Raw genomic sequence first — 14,473 nt, forward strand, 5'->3', positions numbered from 1 at the left:
CCTGATCAAAGCGTCAAGACTACCCATAGAGACCTTGCGCATGCCACTGGCCTTGCTTGCTTTGGCCGTTGCCGCTTTTGGCATCGGCACCACCGAATTTGTCATCATGGGCCTGCTGCCCGATGTTGCCCGCGACCTCGCGGTGAGCATCCCCGACGCCGGCCTGCTGATTACCGGCTACGCCCTGGGCGTGGTGTTCGGCGCCCCGGTCCTCGCGATCGGTACTGCCAACATGCCCCGCAAGGCCACATTGCTGGGCATGACGCTGATGTTCATCCTCGGCAACATCCTCTGCGCCCTGGCACCAAACTACGCCACGTTGATGGCGGCCCGGGTGATCACCGCACTGTGCCATGGGGCCTTCTTTGGCATCGGCTCGGTGGTCGCCGCCGGCCTGGTGGCACCGAACAAGCGGGCCCAGGCGATTGCACTGATGTTCACCGGCCTGACCCTGGCCAATGTGTTGGGCGTCCCTCTGGGCACGGCCTTGGGCCAATACGCCGGCTGGCGCTCGACATTCTGGGCAGTGTCGGTAATCGGGGTGATTGCGGCCCTCGCCCAATGGCTGTGGCTGCCCAAGGACATCGCCATGGACAAGGCCAATCTGGCCAGTGAGTTCAAGGTGTTGGGCAAGCCCAGTGTCCTGCTGGCACTGGGCATGAGCGTGCTGGCGTCCACCAGCCTGTTCAGCGTATTTACCTACATCGCACCGATCCTGCAGGACATCACTGGCGTCAGCCCCCACGGCGTGACCCTCATGCTGCTGTTGTTCGGTGTCGGCCTGACGGCAGGCAGCATGCTTGGCGGAAAGCTGGCCGACAGCCGCTTGCTGCCATCACTGGTAGGCATGGCACTGGCCGTCATGGTGGTGTTGGCAGCGTTCAGCCAGACCAGCCATTCGGTGATTCCGGCGGCCATTACCCTGGTGCTCTGGGGCATATTCGCCTTTGCCCTGTGCCCGATCCTGCAACTGCTGATCATCGACCAGGCCCATGAAGCACCCAACCTCGGCTCGACCCTGAACCAGAGCGCTTTCAATCTGGGCAACGCTGCCGGCGCCTGGATCGGCGGACTGGTGGTGGCCAGCGGTGCCGACTTGGCGGACCTGCCCTGGACCGGCGCGCTGGTCAGCGGCTTGACCGTGCTGACCGCGCTGTACTTCATCTACCGGCAACGGCGAGCAAGCGCCACGACGCTTAAAGCGACTGCACAATGATCTGACTTTTCAGGTCATTGGCCGCTGCCTCGGCCATGGTTTTCATCGACTTGAAGTCATCCGGGGTGCACACCGCACCCGGTTGCTTGAAGTCGAAACGGCGCTTGACCACCACCGTGTTGCCTTCGCGGACATAGGTCGAACTGTAGTCGAACCGCTCATGGCGCAGCGTCACGTTCTTTGGTGCCGCGAGAATGCTGACATCCTGCGGGAACTCAAAACGCGCCTGCTCTTCGGTCACCCCGGAAATACAGGTGAACGCCTGAGTCCGCTCCGGCTCCATGAGCAGGCCAAAGACACTTTGTGCAATGCCGCCGGCAAGGCTGCTCATGGTCAGCACGCCAATCGGTCCAGGTAGATTGACCAGGTTTTCCACGCGCCCGGTCATGTTCATTGCATAGTCCTGGCCGCTCTCCTCGAACTTTCCGGCATCAAAAGTGCCACTGCCATTGAGCCCGTAGGACGCGAGGATCTGCTGGATCATCAGGTCGCGGTCGGCGGGCTTCATCGACTTGACCCCGTAGCGGTTCACTTCGGCGGCCCAGCCGACCACATTGGAGGTATGGCTGAAGTCGGCCGCGCCTTTTGACGAGACCTTGAACAGCATGCTGTTTTCCACCAAGCCCTCTTGAAGGGCGGGCGTGTGCCCAAGACCACCGGACTTGCTCAAGACCACCGGTTTGTCCAGCACTGGCACCGGCAGGTAACCGGCGGCAATGCCTTCGGCGGTGGAGTCGAGATACAGGTTCAGGCTCGGCACATAGGTGATGGCGTGGTTGAGCAGCCCCAGCGTCGGCACCTTGGGCAACACATAGGCATTGCCCAGGTTGACCAGGGCCGGCGAACTCTCGATCCCCACCGCCGCCAGCATGGCTTCCAGCAGCGCAACGTGGTCCTTGCAGTCGCCATAGCGGTTGGCCAGGATCGTATCCACCGGATGCGGCACAACACCACCAGGGCCGACGTAGACCGCAACATAACGAATGTTCTTGCGGACCCAGTCGCTCAGTGCAATAGCCTTGGCCCAGGGCGTGTCGAGCCCGGCCGTGAGGCCGTTGGCGAGGTCCTGGATCTGCGGCGTCAGGGTGCTGTGGGCCCGCGCATCGTAGGCCTTGGCGAACGTGGCGAAATCGCTGAACGTCGACACGGCCAGGTATTGGCCGTAGTCCAGGTAAGACACCGCCCCCTGCTCGATGCGCGCCTTTTGCGCAGGCACATAGTCCCAGCGATAGATTTTGCGTCCCGGCCCGGCGGCGGGCGTGCTCGCGGTAAAGCCCTTGGCATCGGCGTGCAGCGGCATGTCGGTCGGCAGGTCATAGATCAGGGTGAATTGCCGGGTAGGGAAAAACGCCGGGTAGGAAAGGTCTTCAAAATGGCCAGGAAACAGCGCCGTGCTGCGTTTTTTCTTGAACTGAACCACCAGCCGGTCACCCACGGCAACCTCAGGGAAGATCACCACCTTGAGCAGCGTGTCCTGGAACATCGGTGCACCCGCAGACGCTTGCTCCTGCTGCTCCTTGATCTGGTCGGCCTGAACCTGCACCTTGCGTCCGTCAGGCTTTTGCGTATACGCCTGGACCACCTCCAGGGTTTCCAGGGTCCGGTTGTAACTCATCGAACGTTGCGCCCAGGCCTTGATCGCCCGCTCTTCGTTGATCAGGTACGCCGTTTCCCAGGTAGCCACAAAACTGCCGTCGGCATTGACCACATTGGTCTGGATTTCTTTCTCGATGGTTATCGAAAGGTCAGTGCCATCGTCCCTGGCCTGGGCGGTGCCCAAAGCCAGGACAGACACCAGCAGCGCACTCAGAAGGCGCGCGGGGAAGAAGCCTGAGGACTGCATAAAGATCCGTCTTTTTATGAATAGGAAGCGTTCGCAATATACAGCAAGCGCTGCGATATCATTTCGACACCTTCAAATATTGTTCAAATTCAGGCCTTTATCCGCGCTTGCCGGGTGAACTGGGCCTCACTTGTGCAATGTGCGCGGATCAGCCACAGGCGCTTCAGTCTTCTTCGGCGGCCCGCTCTCGCTGCGAATTTGCGCATGGCTCAGCAAGGCAAAGATAAAGCTGCCGCCAATGATGTTCCCCGCCAGCGTAGGACCTGCAAACACCAGCCAGAAATCCGCCCATGACAATTGGCCCGCGAACACCAGGTAGGAGACTTCGGCCGAACCGACCACGATGTGGGTGAAGTCCCCCAGCGCCATCAGGTAAGTGATGAGGATGATGATCCACATCTTGGCGCTCTCCATGGACGGAATCATCCAGACCATGGTGGCGATCATCCAGCCCGAGACGATGCCCTTGGCGAACATCTTGCTGGCGTCGTTTTCCATGACCTTGCGCCCGATATCGAGGAAGGCCAGGTCGGTCTTGGTGTCGAAAATCGGCAGGTGCAACATCACGTAGGCCACCAGCAGGGTCCCACACAAATTGCCAAACAAGACCACCGTCCACAGGCGCAACAGCCGGCCGAAATTGTTCAACGTGGGTTTGGTCATGACCGGCAGCACGGCGGTCAGGGTGTTTTCCGTGAACAGCTGCTGGCGGGCGAGGATCACCGCCAGGAACCCGGCACAGTAGCCAAAACTGGCGATCACCTTGAAGGCCTCGCCGTCCGGCAGCCGCGAATTGAGCAGCCCCATGGCCATCAGCGACAGGCCCATGGTCAAGCCGGCGGCCAAGGCAGACCACCAGAGCGCAGCGACACTGCGCTCCAACTCCTGGTCACCCTGGGTGCGGATGATTTCATGCAGCACCGCCGCGCGCGGTGGCTGGTTCTTGTCGACGTCGTGCTGTTCCTGCGCCGAAAGGTTCGGGGTCTTGCCGTCGTGTGCCGAGCTCATGGGATACGCAACCGGTGGCGGGATATCTAGCTATGACCTGCACAGCGCAGATTCCGTTCTACAGGCCTTGCATCACTCGACGCCGGCGCCATCCTGGAACTGGTCCTTGACGTACTTGATCTCGGTCCGCCCGTGCGCGGCCGGCAGACCGTCCTCGCCGAGGTTCACAAAGACCATCTTCTCCACTGTGAGGATGCTTTTGCGGGTGATCTTGTTGCGCACCTCGCACGTCAGGGTGATCGAGGTACGACCGAACTCGGTGGCGGTGATGCCCAGTTCGATGATGTCGCCCTGGCGCGAGGCGCTGACAAAGTTGATTTCGGAAATGTACTTGGTGACCACGCGCTGGTTGCCCAGCTGGACGATGGCATAGATCGCCGCTTCTTCGTCGATCCAGCGCAACAGGCTACCGCCGAACAGCGTGCCGTTGGGGTTGAGGTCTTCGGGTTTTACCCATTTGCGGGTGTGGAAATTCATGCTCACTCCTGACCGTCTTGCCGATTGATGCCGCCCATCATGGCAGAGCCCGACGCAGAGCTCTACGCAGCATCGACTATGGTCTCGATCAAGATTATCAACCAGCCGACAGAAACCCTTTGGAAGATACGCCGAGCCCGCTATAATCGCCCCCGTTTCAAAACGGTCATCTTCACTTGATACCGTTTTCCCGCCACCTGTCCGAGGGGCGCTGCAGCAGGCTAGACCTGTCAGGCTCGGATGGGGCGTTGCCTGGCCTTGAATGGCCGGACACTAAACGCACAACGGCGCCCATTCGCATACATTACGAATGGAGGCTCTTCATGAGCGCTGTCAACACGCCTGCAGATTTCACCGACTACAAAGTCGCCGACATGTCCCTGGCTGCCTGGGGCCGTCGCGAAACCATCATCGCCGAATCGGAAATGCCGGCCCTGATGGGTCTGCGTCGCAAGTACGCCGAAGAGCAACCGCTCAAGGGTGCGAAGATCCTCGGCTGCATCCACATGACCATCCAGACTGCCGTGCTGATCGAAACCCTGGTTGCCCTGGGTGCCGAAGTGCGTTGGTCGTCCTGCAACATTTTCTCGACTCAGGACCAGGCTGCCGCGTCCATCGCCGCTGCCGGTATTCCGGTATTCGCCTGGAAAGGTGAAACCGAAGAAGAGTACGAGTGGTGCCTGGAGCAAACCATCCTCAAAGATGGCGCGCCATGGGACGCCAACATGATCCTCGACGACGGCGGCGACCTGACCGAGCTGCTGCACAACAAATACCCGGCGGTACTGGATCGCGTTCACGGCGTGACCGAAGAAACCACCACTGGCGTGCACCGCCTGCTGGACATGCTGGCCAAGGGCGAGCTGAAAATCCCGGCCATCAACGTCAACGACTCGGTGACCAAGAGCAAGAACGACAACAAGTACGGCTGCCGTCACAGCCTCAACGACGCGATCAAGCGTGGTACCGACCACCTGCTGTCCGGCAAGCAAGCGCTGGTCATCGGCTACGGCGACGTGGGCAAGGGTTCCGCTCAGTCCCTGCGTCAGGAAGGCATGATCGTCAAGGTTTCCGAAGTTGACCCGATCTGCGCCATGCAAGCCTGCATGGACGGTTTTGAACTGGTATCGCCGTTCATCGACGGTATCAACACCGGCACCGAGGCAAGCATCGACAAGGCGCTGCTGGGCAAGATCGACCTGATCGTGACCACCACCGGTAACGTCAACGTTTGCGACTCGAACATGCTCAAGGCCCTGAAGAAGCGCGCTGTTGTCTGCAACATCGGCCACTTCGACAACGAAATCGACACCGCTTTCATGCGCAAGAACTGGGCATGGGAAGAAGTGAAGCCACAGGTGCACAAGATCCACCGCACCGGCCCTGGTGATTTCGACGCACAGAACGACGACTACCTGATCCTGCTGGCCGAAGGTCGCCTGGTGAACCTGGGTAACGCTACCGGTCACCCAAGCCGCATCATGGACGGTTCGTTCGCCAACCAGGTCCTGGCCCAGATCTTCCTGTTCGGCCAGAAGTACGCCGACCTGTCGCCAGCCCAGAAAGCCGAGCGCCTGACCGTTGAAGTACTGCCAAAGAAACTCGACGAAGAAGTGGCCCTGGAAATGGTCCGCGGTTTCGGCGGTGTCGTGACTCAACTGACCAAGACCCAGGCCGATTACATCGGTGTGACCGTCGAAGGTCCGTTCAAGCCGCACGCTTACCGTTACTGATAGGCCGCAGGTTTGCTGGCGATTGCGGTGTGTCCTGCGCACCGCATCGCCTGCTCTCCTGTAGGAGCGAGCTTGCTCGCGATGGTCGTAAACGATAACGCGTGCTGTCTGGATGAACGCGTTGCTCTTACGTTTTTCGCGAGCAAGCTCGCTCCTACAGGGGGCCAGCCTCCGCACTACGTGTTTCCAAGGATACGACCATGTCACAAGACCGTCGCTACAGCTTCGAGTTCTTCCCGACCAAGACCGATGCTGGGCATGAAAAGCTGCTCGCCACTGCTCGTCAGCTGGCCACCTACAACCCCGATTTCTTCTCCTGCACCTATGGCGCTGGCGGTTCGACCCGTGATCGCACGATCAACACCGTGTTGCAGCTGGAAAGCGAAGTCAAAGTCCCTGCCGCCCCGCACCTGTCCTGCGTCGGCGACAGCAAGGCTGACCTGCGCGGCCTGCTGACTCAGTACAAGGCGGCGGGTATCACCCGCATCGTTGCCTTGCGCGGTGACCTGCCTTCGGGCATGGGCATGGCCAGCGGCGAACTGCGCCACGCCAATGACCTGGTGCAATTCATTCGTGAAGAAACCGGCGATCATTTCCACATCGAAGTTGCCGCCTACCCGGAAATGCACCCGCAAGCGCGCAATTTCGAAGACGATCTCGCCAACTTCGTGCGCAAGGCCAACGCTGGCGCCGACAGCGCGATCACCCAGTACTTCTTCAACGCCGACAGCTACTTCTACTTCGTCGAGCGTGTACGGGCGATGGGCGTGAACATCCCGATCGTGCCGGGCATCATGCCGATCACCAACTACAGCAAGCTGGCGCGCTTCTCCGATGCCTGCGGTGCGGAAATCCCACGCTGGATCCGCAAGCAGTTGGAAGCCTACGGCGACGATACCCAGAGCATTCAGGGTTTCGGCGAGCAGGTGATCACGCAGATGTGTGAACGTTTGTTGCAGGGCGGCGCACCAGGGCTGCATTTCTATACCCTGAACCAGGCTGATCCTAGCCTCGCTGTCTGGAACAATCTGAAACTGCCGCGCTGATCACGGCAGTGCATTCAGAAAAATGGCCCTGGCGAACCCCAGGGCCTTTTTTTTATCTGTCACTCAACCGGGAAAACCGTAGTAGATGTCGATTCCTAGCCCAACTCCGACCCCACAACTGATCTACCTGGTCTACGGTGCCTGCACTTACCACCAGGAAGCACTCTTCAGTATTGCCAGCGCTTTGGCGGGCATGCGCAAGACGCCGGGGGAAGCGCTCGACATCCAGGTCTTCACCGACGACCCGGCGCCCTACCGCGACCTGCCAGTACGGATTCGCCAGTTCGACGAAGCCACCCGCCAGGGCTGGATCGCCCCCCACGGCTACCACTTCCGCGCCAAACACGCGGTCATGCAACAGGTGATGGCCGAGTCGGAGCTGGCTCTGTTGATCGACACCGACACCTTCTTCCACTGCTCGCCCCTGGAATTGTTCCGGCGCATCCAGCCCGGCACCCTGCTGTGCAACACCCTCGGCATGTCCTACGGCAGCAACAAGCAGACCCGTCTCTACCAGACCCTGGCCGAGGTGCTGCAACAGCGGCAACTGGCGGACGACCAGATGCCCCTGCTGAACTCCGGGGTCATCGGCCTGTACCGCGAAGATGCCGACATCCTCGCCCACTCCCTGGCGCTGATGGACGAGTTGTATCCCCTGGCCCAGGGCGCCTACACCCTTGAGGAGTTCTGCCTGTCGGTGGCCACCTACCGCCAGCGTCAGGTGCGTGAATGCCCGGACCTGATCCATCACTACTGGAGCCGCAAGGAGCTGTTTCGCGCCAAGACCAATGCCTGGCTGGAAAAACACCGCGCCAATCCCACCAGCACCCTGGCCCTGGACGAAACGTCCCTGGTGACGGCGACTCTGCCGCGGCCACCGGCCCTGCAGCGCCTGGCCTATAAAATCGTGACCTTGGCCCTGCCCCGCCAGCAGCGCCAGTTCATGCGTGAAATCCTCTACGGCTGCTACCGCCATGCCAATCCGTTTGATCAGGCCTGTACGCCGGTCTGGTGGGAAAAGGCTCATGCCAATGTGGAAAAACGCCTGAAACGACCACTGGAAAACGATCAATTGGAACGCTGGTTCAACCACCCGATCAACCGCCTGGTGCTGGGCCGGCGACGTGAAGCCATCTACCTACACCTGATGCAGGCAAAAGGCGACTAAGCCTCGGGCTAGACCGCCTCTAGCTATTTCCCCGCCTCTCGTCGTAATCTCCAACGATGCCCGTCATTGCCCAATTGCTGACAGCCGCGCTTCTCGTTTGCCTGAGCTTTGCTGCCCGGGCGGAAAAGTTGCGCATCGTCACCGAGCCCTGGGCACCTTACGTGTACGAGGAAAATGGCCAGCCCCGGGGGCTGGACTACGAAACCACGGCCATTGTCTTCCAGCGCCTGGGAATCGAAGTGCAATGGCAGTTCCTGCCCTGGAAACGCTGCCTGGCCATGCTCGATCAAGGGCTGGCCGACGGCGCACTGGACATCTTCCATAGCAACGAACGCGACGCCACCCTGCTCTACCCCAGCGAACCGCTGTCGCAAGTCGAGTTCGTGATGTTCTATGCCAACGCCCGCCCGCACCCGTTCAACACCCTGGAAGACCTGCGCGGCCTGACCATCGGCACCTCCCCCGGCTACCTGTACAGCCAGGACTTTCGTGAATCCACGCTGTTTACCCGAGAGCCGGCGCCGACCCATGAAGCCAACTTCGGCAAGCTGGCACGCGGGCGCATCGACCTGTTGATTACCGACCGCCGGGTTGGGCAAACCCTGCTCGACAGCCTGGACCTGCGAGACCAGATCAGCGAAAACCCGACCGTCATCAGCCGCGAGAGCCAATTCCTGGCGGTGCGCCGCAATGCCGGCATGGACCTGCTGGTACAGCGTTTCGGCGCCGAACTCAAGCGCTTCAAGCGCGAACCGGCGTACGCCCAACTCAGCGCACGTTATGGCGCCGCACCGGCCAAGGACCTGACGCTTGTGACCCCGCAAGCCCATGAAGAAAAAACCGTTGAGCAGCAGGAAAGCAGCGCACAGTGATTGCTCTGTTATACTCCGGCCTTCCCGCCAGGCTTACGCCCGGACGCTCGGCACTGTTTCAGGCCTCTCGACATCGCTACAGCGCAGCTTTTCAGCCCGCGCGAGCACTCGCAGATGAGCCATCAGGGCCCAGCAGGACCGGACGCGATTGCGCTTCTCTCAAACGCCACTCGCGCCAGGCAAGACTATCCCATTGGGCCAAGCCCTAACTAAAACAGGATTACTCATGTCCTTTGCTTCCCTCGGTCTCTCCGAGGCTTTAGTCGGCGCCATCGAAGCCGCCGGCTACACCCAGCCTACTCCGGTGCAACAGCGGGCCATTCCCGCCGTGTTGCAAGGTCGCGACTTGATGGTTGCGGCACAGACAGGCACTGGCAAAACCGGCGGCTTTGCCCTGCCGATTCTGGAACGCCTGTTCCCCAACGGTCACCCGGACAAGTCCCAGCGTCACGGCCCGCGCCAACCGCGCGTATTGGTCCTGACCCCGACCCGCGAACTGGCCGCCCAGGTGCACGAGAGCTTCAAGCTCTATGCCCGCGACCTCAAGTTCGTCAGTGCCTGCATCTTCGGCGGTGTTGGCATGAACCCTCAGGTTCAGGCCATGGCCCGCGGTGTTGACGTGCTGGTAGCCTGCCCGGGTCGCTTGCTCGACCTGGCCGGTCAAGGCAGCGTCGACCTGTCCCACGTGGAAATCCTCGTGCTCGACGAAGCCGACCGCATGCTCGACATGGGTTTTGTCCATGACGTGAAGAAGGTCCTGGCCCGTCTGCCGGCCAAACGCCAGAACCTGCTGTTCTCGGCGACGTTCTCCAAGGACATCACCGACCTCGCCGGCAAGTTGCTGCACAACCCCGAGCGCATCGAAGTCACGCCACCGAACACCACGGTCGAGCGGATCGAGCAACGTGTGTTCCGCCTGCCGGCAAGCCACAAGCGTTCGCTGCTGGCGCACCTGATCACCGCTGGCGCCTGGGAACAGGTACTGGTCTTCACCCGTACCAAGCACGGCGCCAACCGCCTGGCCGAGTACCTGGACAAACACGGCCTGAGCGCCGTAGCCATCCACGGTAACAAGAGCCAGAACGCCCGCACCAAAGCCCTGGCCGACTTCAAGGCCGGTGAAGTGCGGATCCTGGTTGCCACCGACATCGCGGCACGCGGTCTGGACATCGACCAACTGCCACACGTGGTCAACTTCGAACTGCCGAACGTCGACGAAGACTACGTGCACCGCATTGGCCGTACTGGCCGTGCCGGTCGTTCGGGCGAGGCGATCTCGCTGGTCGCCCCGGACGAAGAAAAACTGCTGAAAAGCATCGAGCGCATGACCAAGCAGAAGATCGCCGATGGCGACCTGATGGGGTTTGATGCCAGCAGCGTCGAGGCCGAGAAGCCAGAAGTGCGCGAGCGTCCGGATGTGCGTAACCCGCGCAACCCACGTGGCCCGCGCGGCGACGGTCCGAACGGCGGCGGCGGTGGTGGCGGTCGCAAGGACAAAGGCAAGGACAAGGGCGGCAAGGAAAAGCCGGCAGCCAGCCGTGGCGAACGCCCGGCGCAAAAGCCGCGTGAAGGCACGCCTGCCCGCGAACAGCAGCGCCCTGCCCCACGTGCGACCGCTGATCGGGCACCGGACGAGTTCCTCGACGACGATGTGGATAACTTCGGTAACCGCGTCGACTACGTGCCACAACAGAAACCGGCCCAGGGCCGTGGTCGCCGTCCAGGTGCCCCGGCACAAGGCACAGGCGCAGGCGCCGGTGCTCCACGCACTGGCCAGCCACAGGGCCGGCAGAACGGTCCACGCAACAGCAGCGGCGCCAGCACTGGCACCCCGCCTGCCAAGCGCAGCGGCCCACGCAGTGGCGCCCCCCGTGACGGCCAGGCCCGTCGCGAGGAGTCCCGCAACCGTCGCCCAGCCCGTGATGATCAGCCACGCCAGGAACCTGCGGTACAAAACCCGCGCGGTGGTCCGGCACCGAAGATCATTCACAAGGAGTCGAAGACCGACCGGTTCCCGACACCTGAGCAGCTCGATCAACTGCCAAGCCGTCCACGTGGCGAAAAACCAGCGCTGCTGACCCGCAACCGCTGATTTTTCCTGCGTTAAAAAAAACGCCCCGGCTCTTGTGAGCCGGGGCGTTTTTTGTAGCGGCGAATATTACTTCGCTTTCACACCTTCAAACGTCACGTACAGCTCGACTGCGTCGGAAGCAGGGCCCAGGTCCTTCTGCTTGCCGAAATCGCTACGCTTGATCTGGGTAGTACCTTCGAAGCCAGCACGGTAGCCGCCCCATGGATCCTTGCCTTCACCCAGGAAAGTGGCCTTGACCACAACTGGCTTGGTCACACCCAGGATGGTCAGGTCGCCTGCGACATCAGCGGTTTCCTTGCCATCGGCATTCTTGCCAGTGGATTTGACGCTGGTGGAAACAAACGTCGCCTTGGCGAATTTGCTCGCATTCAGGAAGTCAGCGCTGGCGATGTGCTTGTCGCGCTCGGCGTGGTTGGTGAATACGCTGGAGGTATTGACGTTGAATTCGATCTTGCTGGCTTCAGGCTTGGCAGCGTCAAAGCTGAACTTGCCGTCGATATCCTTGAAAGTACCGGTGATGAAGCTGTAGCCCAGGTGGCTGATCTTGAAGTCAACGAAGGCGTGCTGGCCTTCCTTGTCGACAACGTAATCGGCTGCCATCACGTTAGCCGACAGCAGAGCAGTACCGATTGCCAGAGCGGCGAGAGACTTTTTCAACATGCTTTCTATTCCTTGGAGTCGAGGTTGAACATCAGGCTTTGCGACCCAGCATGCGTGCCAGGGTCACATCACGATCGATAAAGTGGTGCTTCAATGCTGCCAACGCATGGAGGCCGGAGACAATCACCAGCGCCCATGCCAGGTAGAAATGAATCACACCGGCCAGGTCTGCCTGGTCCGGTAGTCCGGAAATCAGGGCAGGGACTTCAAACAAGCCAAACACCGGTATCCCGACACCGTCAGCGGTGGAAATCAGGTAACCGGCAATCATTACCGCAAACAGGCTGAGATACAGAAACCCATGACCGAGCTTGGCGCCGATGCGGGTCAGGCGATCGTAGCTGGCCAGGGTCGGCGGTGGCGGGCTGATCAAACGCCAGAGCACCCGCAGCAGCATGACCGCGAAGAGCACCAGACCGATGCTTTTATGCAGGTCCGGGGCGTCCTTGCGCCAGGTGCTGTAGTAATCCAGCCCGACCATCCACAAGCCCAGGGCGAACAGACCCACCACTACCAGGGCTACACCCCAGTGCATGAAAATACTGACCCAGCCGTAGCGGGAAGAAGAGTTACGTAGCTGCATTGCCCAAATCCTGTAAGAACTGCGCTCAAGACTATCGAGTTATCTATCGAATTAAAGCGGAAAAATTCGCTTTGAAATATCGAGAAATACGATCTGGAGTCTGGTGCCGGTTGGTTAAGGAAAGATTAACCACGTCCGACACTTGTCCTCCTTGCACCACAAGCGCGCCCTCCAAAGCGGGTTTCTCGTCAGCCCAGGTAACTGAAAAAACCACAATAGGTTGTCCGCATGCCCAGCATTGCATAGGCTTGCGCGATTGTTTGCCCGCGAAACCAGCGCGCCGTCTCGAGGAGAATTTACATGGGCTTGAATAATCAGTGGATGCAGCGCGATCTCGCGGTGTTGTGGCATCCCTGCACCCAGATGAAAGATCACGAACAACTGCCGTTGATCCCGATCAAACGCGGTGAAGGGGTGTGGCTGGAGGACTTCGAAGGCAAGCGCTACCTCGACGCCGTCAGCTCCTGGTGGGTCAACGTGTTCGGCCACGCCAATCCGCGGATCAACCAGCGGATCAAGGATCAGGTCGATCAACTCGAGCACGTGATCCTCGCCGGCTTCAGCCACCAGCCGGTGATCGAGCTCTCGGAGCGCCTGGTGAAAATGACGCCCGAAGGGCTGACCCGGTGTTTCTACGCCGATAACGGCTCATCGTGCATCGAAGTCGCGTTGAAAATGAGCTTTCACTACTGGCTCAACCGCGGCCAGCCGAACAAGAAACGCTTCGTCACCCTGACCAACAGCTACCACGGCGAGACCATGGCCGCCATGTCGGTCGGCGACGTGCCCCTGTTCACCGAGACTTACAAGGCCCTGCTGTTGGACACCATCAAGGTGCCGAGCCCCGATTGCTACCTGCGCCCCGACGGCATGAGCTGGGAGGAACACTCGCGGAACATGTTCGCGGCGATGGAGCACACCCTGGCCGAGCATCACGACAGCGTTGCAGCAGTGATAGTCGAGCCGTTGATCCAGGGCGCGGGCGGCATGCGCATGTACCACCCGGTGTACCTGAAACTGCTGCGCGAAGCCTGTGACCGCTACGGCGTGCACCTGATCCACGACGAAATCGCCGTCGGTTTCGGCCGCACCGGGACCATGTTTGCCTGTGAGCAGGCCGGCATCCGCCCGGACTTCCTGTGCCTGTCCAAGGCCCTGACCGGCGGCTACCTGCCGCTGGCGGCCTGCGTCACCACCGACGAGGTCTACCGCGCCTTCTACGACGACTACCCGACCCTGCGCGCGTTCCTTCATTCCCACAGCTACACCGGCAACCCGCTGGCCTGTGCCGCCGCGTTGGCGACCCTGGATATCTTCGAGCAGGACAACGTCATCGAGAACAACAAGGCCCTGGCCCAGCGCATGGCGACCTCGACCGCACACCTGGCCGATCACCCGAACGTGTCGGAGGTGCGTCAGACCGGCATGGTGCTGGCCATCGAGATGGTCAAGGACAAGGCCAGCAAAGAGGCCTATCCCTGGCAAGAACGTCGGGGCCTGAAGGTATTCCAGCACGCCCTGGAGCGCGGCGCGCTGTTGCGCCCGCTGGGCAGCGTGGTGTACTTCCTGCCGCCCTACGTGATCACCCCCGAGCAGATCGACTTCCTCGCCGAAGTGGCCAGCGAAGGCATCGACATCGCCACCCGCGACTCGGTCAGTGTCGCCGTGCCGAAGGACTTCCACCCAGGGTTCCGTGATCCGGGCTAGCAGCCACAAGCTCCTACAAGGGCTGTGCCTAAGCAGGCAAATCCAACTCAGATGAACGACCCCTTTTA

At 60.9% G+C, this 14,473-nt stretch carries 12 protein-coding genes and 1 riboswitch; of the genes, 7 read left to right on the top strand and 5 right to left on the bottom strand.

Annotated elements, in window-relative coordinates:
* Positions 1–40 precede the first annotated feature (40 nt).
* Positions 41–1,216 carry an MFS transporter gene (locus QMK50_RS12125; RefSeq protein WP_320333185.1) on the top strand — a complete coding sequence of 392 codons (1,176 nt, stop codon included), beginning with the start codon at positions 41–43 and terminating at the stop codon, positions 1,214–1,216.
* On the opposite strand, the gene QMK50_RS12130 is transcribed toward QMK50_RS12125, so the two are convergent.
* From QMK50_RS12130 to QMK50_RS12140, 3 genes are all read right to left on the bottom strand, one after another.
* The gene (locus QMK50_RS12130; protein WP_320333186.1) at positions 1,197–3,059 is read right to left on the bottom strand and encodes a DUF3857 and transglutaminase domain-containing protein; all 1,863 of its coding nucleotides are present in this window, start codon (positions 3,057–3,059) and stop codon (positions 1,197–1,199) included. The genes QMK50_RS12125 and QMK50_RS12130 overlap by 20 nt on opposite strands.
* A 126-nt stretch (positions 3,060–3,185) precedes the next feature.
* Positions 3,186–4,067 (bottom strand): formate/nitrite transporter family protein, encoded by an 882-nt coding sequence (locus QMK50_RS12135; RefSeq protein WP_320333187.1) that lies wholly within the window; start codon positions 4,065–4,067, stop codon positions 3,186–3,188.
* A gap of 72 nt (positions 4,068–4,139) precedes the next feature.
* Positions 4,140–4,544 carry an acyl-CoA thioesterase gene (locus QMK50_RS12140; RefSeq protein ID WP_027617039.1) on the bottom strand — a complete coding sequence of 135 codons (405 nt, stop codon included), beginning with the start codon at positions 4,542–4,544 and terminating at the stop codon, positions 4,140–4,142.
* Positions 4,545–4,741: 197 nt separating this feature from the next.
* Positions 4,742–4,844, top strand: a riboswitch (S-adenosyl-L-homocysteine riboswitch).
* A 23-nt stretch (positions 4,845–4,867) separates the two neighbouring features.
* Between QMK50_RS12140 and ahcY the strand changes: the two genes are divergently transcribed.
* From ahcY to QMK50_RS12165, 5 genes are all read left to right on the top strand, one after another.
* Complete coding sequence (gene ahcY, locus QMK50_RS12145) at positions 4,868–6,277, top strand: adenosylhomocysteinase (protein WP_320333188.1); 1,410 nt, start codon at positions 4,868–4,870, stop codon at positions 6,275–6,277.
* 200 nt (positions 6,278–6,477) lie between these two features.
* Positions 6,478–7,323: a methylenetetrahydrofolate reductase [NAD(P)H] gene (gene metF, locus QMK50_RS12150; RefSeq protein ID WP_159998372.1), complete on the top strand. Its 846-nt coding sequence runs from the start codon at positions 6,478–6,480 to the stop codon at positions 7,321–7,323.
* Between the two features lie 85 nt (positions 7,324–7,408).
* Positions 7,409–8,491: a hypothetical protein gene (locus tag QMK50_RS12155; RefSeq protein WP_095164471.1), complete on the top strand. Its 1,083-nt coding sequence runs from the start codon at positions 7,409–7,411 to the stop codon at positions 8,489–8,491.
* Between the two features lie 56 nt (positions 8,492–8,547).
* Positions 8,548–9,363, top strand: a complete 816-nt coding sequence (locus tag QMK50_RS12160; protein WP_159998376.1) for a substrate-binding periplasmic protein — start codon at positions 8,548–8,550, stop codon at positions 9,361–9,363.
* Positions 9,364–9,589: 226 nt separating this feature from the next.
* Positions 9,590–11,455, top strand: a complete 1,866-nt coding sequence (locus QMK50_RS12165) for a DEAD/DEAH box helicase (RefSeq protein WP_320333189.1) — start codon at positions 9,590–9,592, stop codon at positions 11,453–11,455.
* Between the two features lie 66 nt (positions 11,456–11,521).
* Here QMK50_RS12165 and QMK50_RS12170 read toward each other — a convergent pair whose 3' ends face one another.
* The gene (locus QMK50_RS12170) at positions 11,522–12,115 is read right to left on the bottom strand and encodes a YceI family protein (protein WP_095164477.1); all 594 of its coding nucleotides are present in this window, start codon (positions 12,113–12,115) and stop codon (positions 11,522–11,524) included.
* Between the two features lie 31 nt (positions 12,116–12,146).
* Positions 12,147–12,698, bottom strand: a complete 552-nt coding sequence (locus tag QMK50_RS12175; RefSeq protein ID WP_320333190.1) for a cytochrome b — start codon at positions 12,696–12,698, stop codon at positions 12,147–12,149.
* Between the two features lie 300 nt (positions 12,699–12,998).
* Between QMK50_RS12175 and QMK50_RS12180 the strand changes: the two genes are divergently transcribed.
* A complete protein-coding gene (locus tag QMK50_RS12180; protein WP_320333191.1) occupies positions 12,999–14,405 on the top strand; it encodes an adenosylmethionine--8-amino-7-oxononanoate transaminase in 1,407 nt (468 codons plus the stop codon).
* Positions 14,406–14,473 lie beyond the last annotated feature (68 nt).

The organism is Pseudomonas sp. P5_152 (assembly GCF_033989915.1).
Taxonomy (GTDB): domain Bacteria; phylum Pseudomonadota; class Gammaproteobacteria; order Pseudomonadales; family Pseudomonadaceae; genus Aquipseudomonas.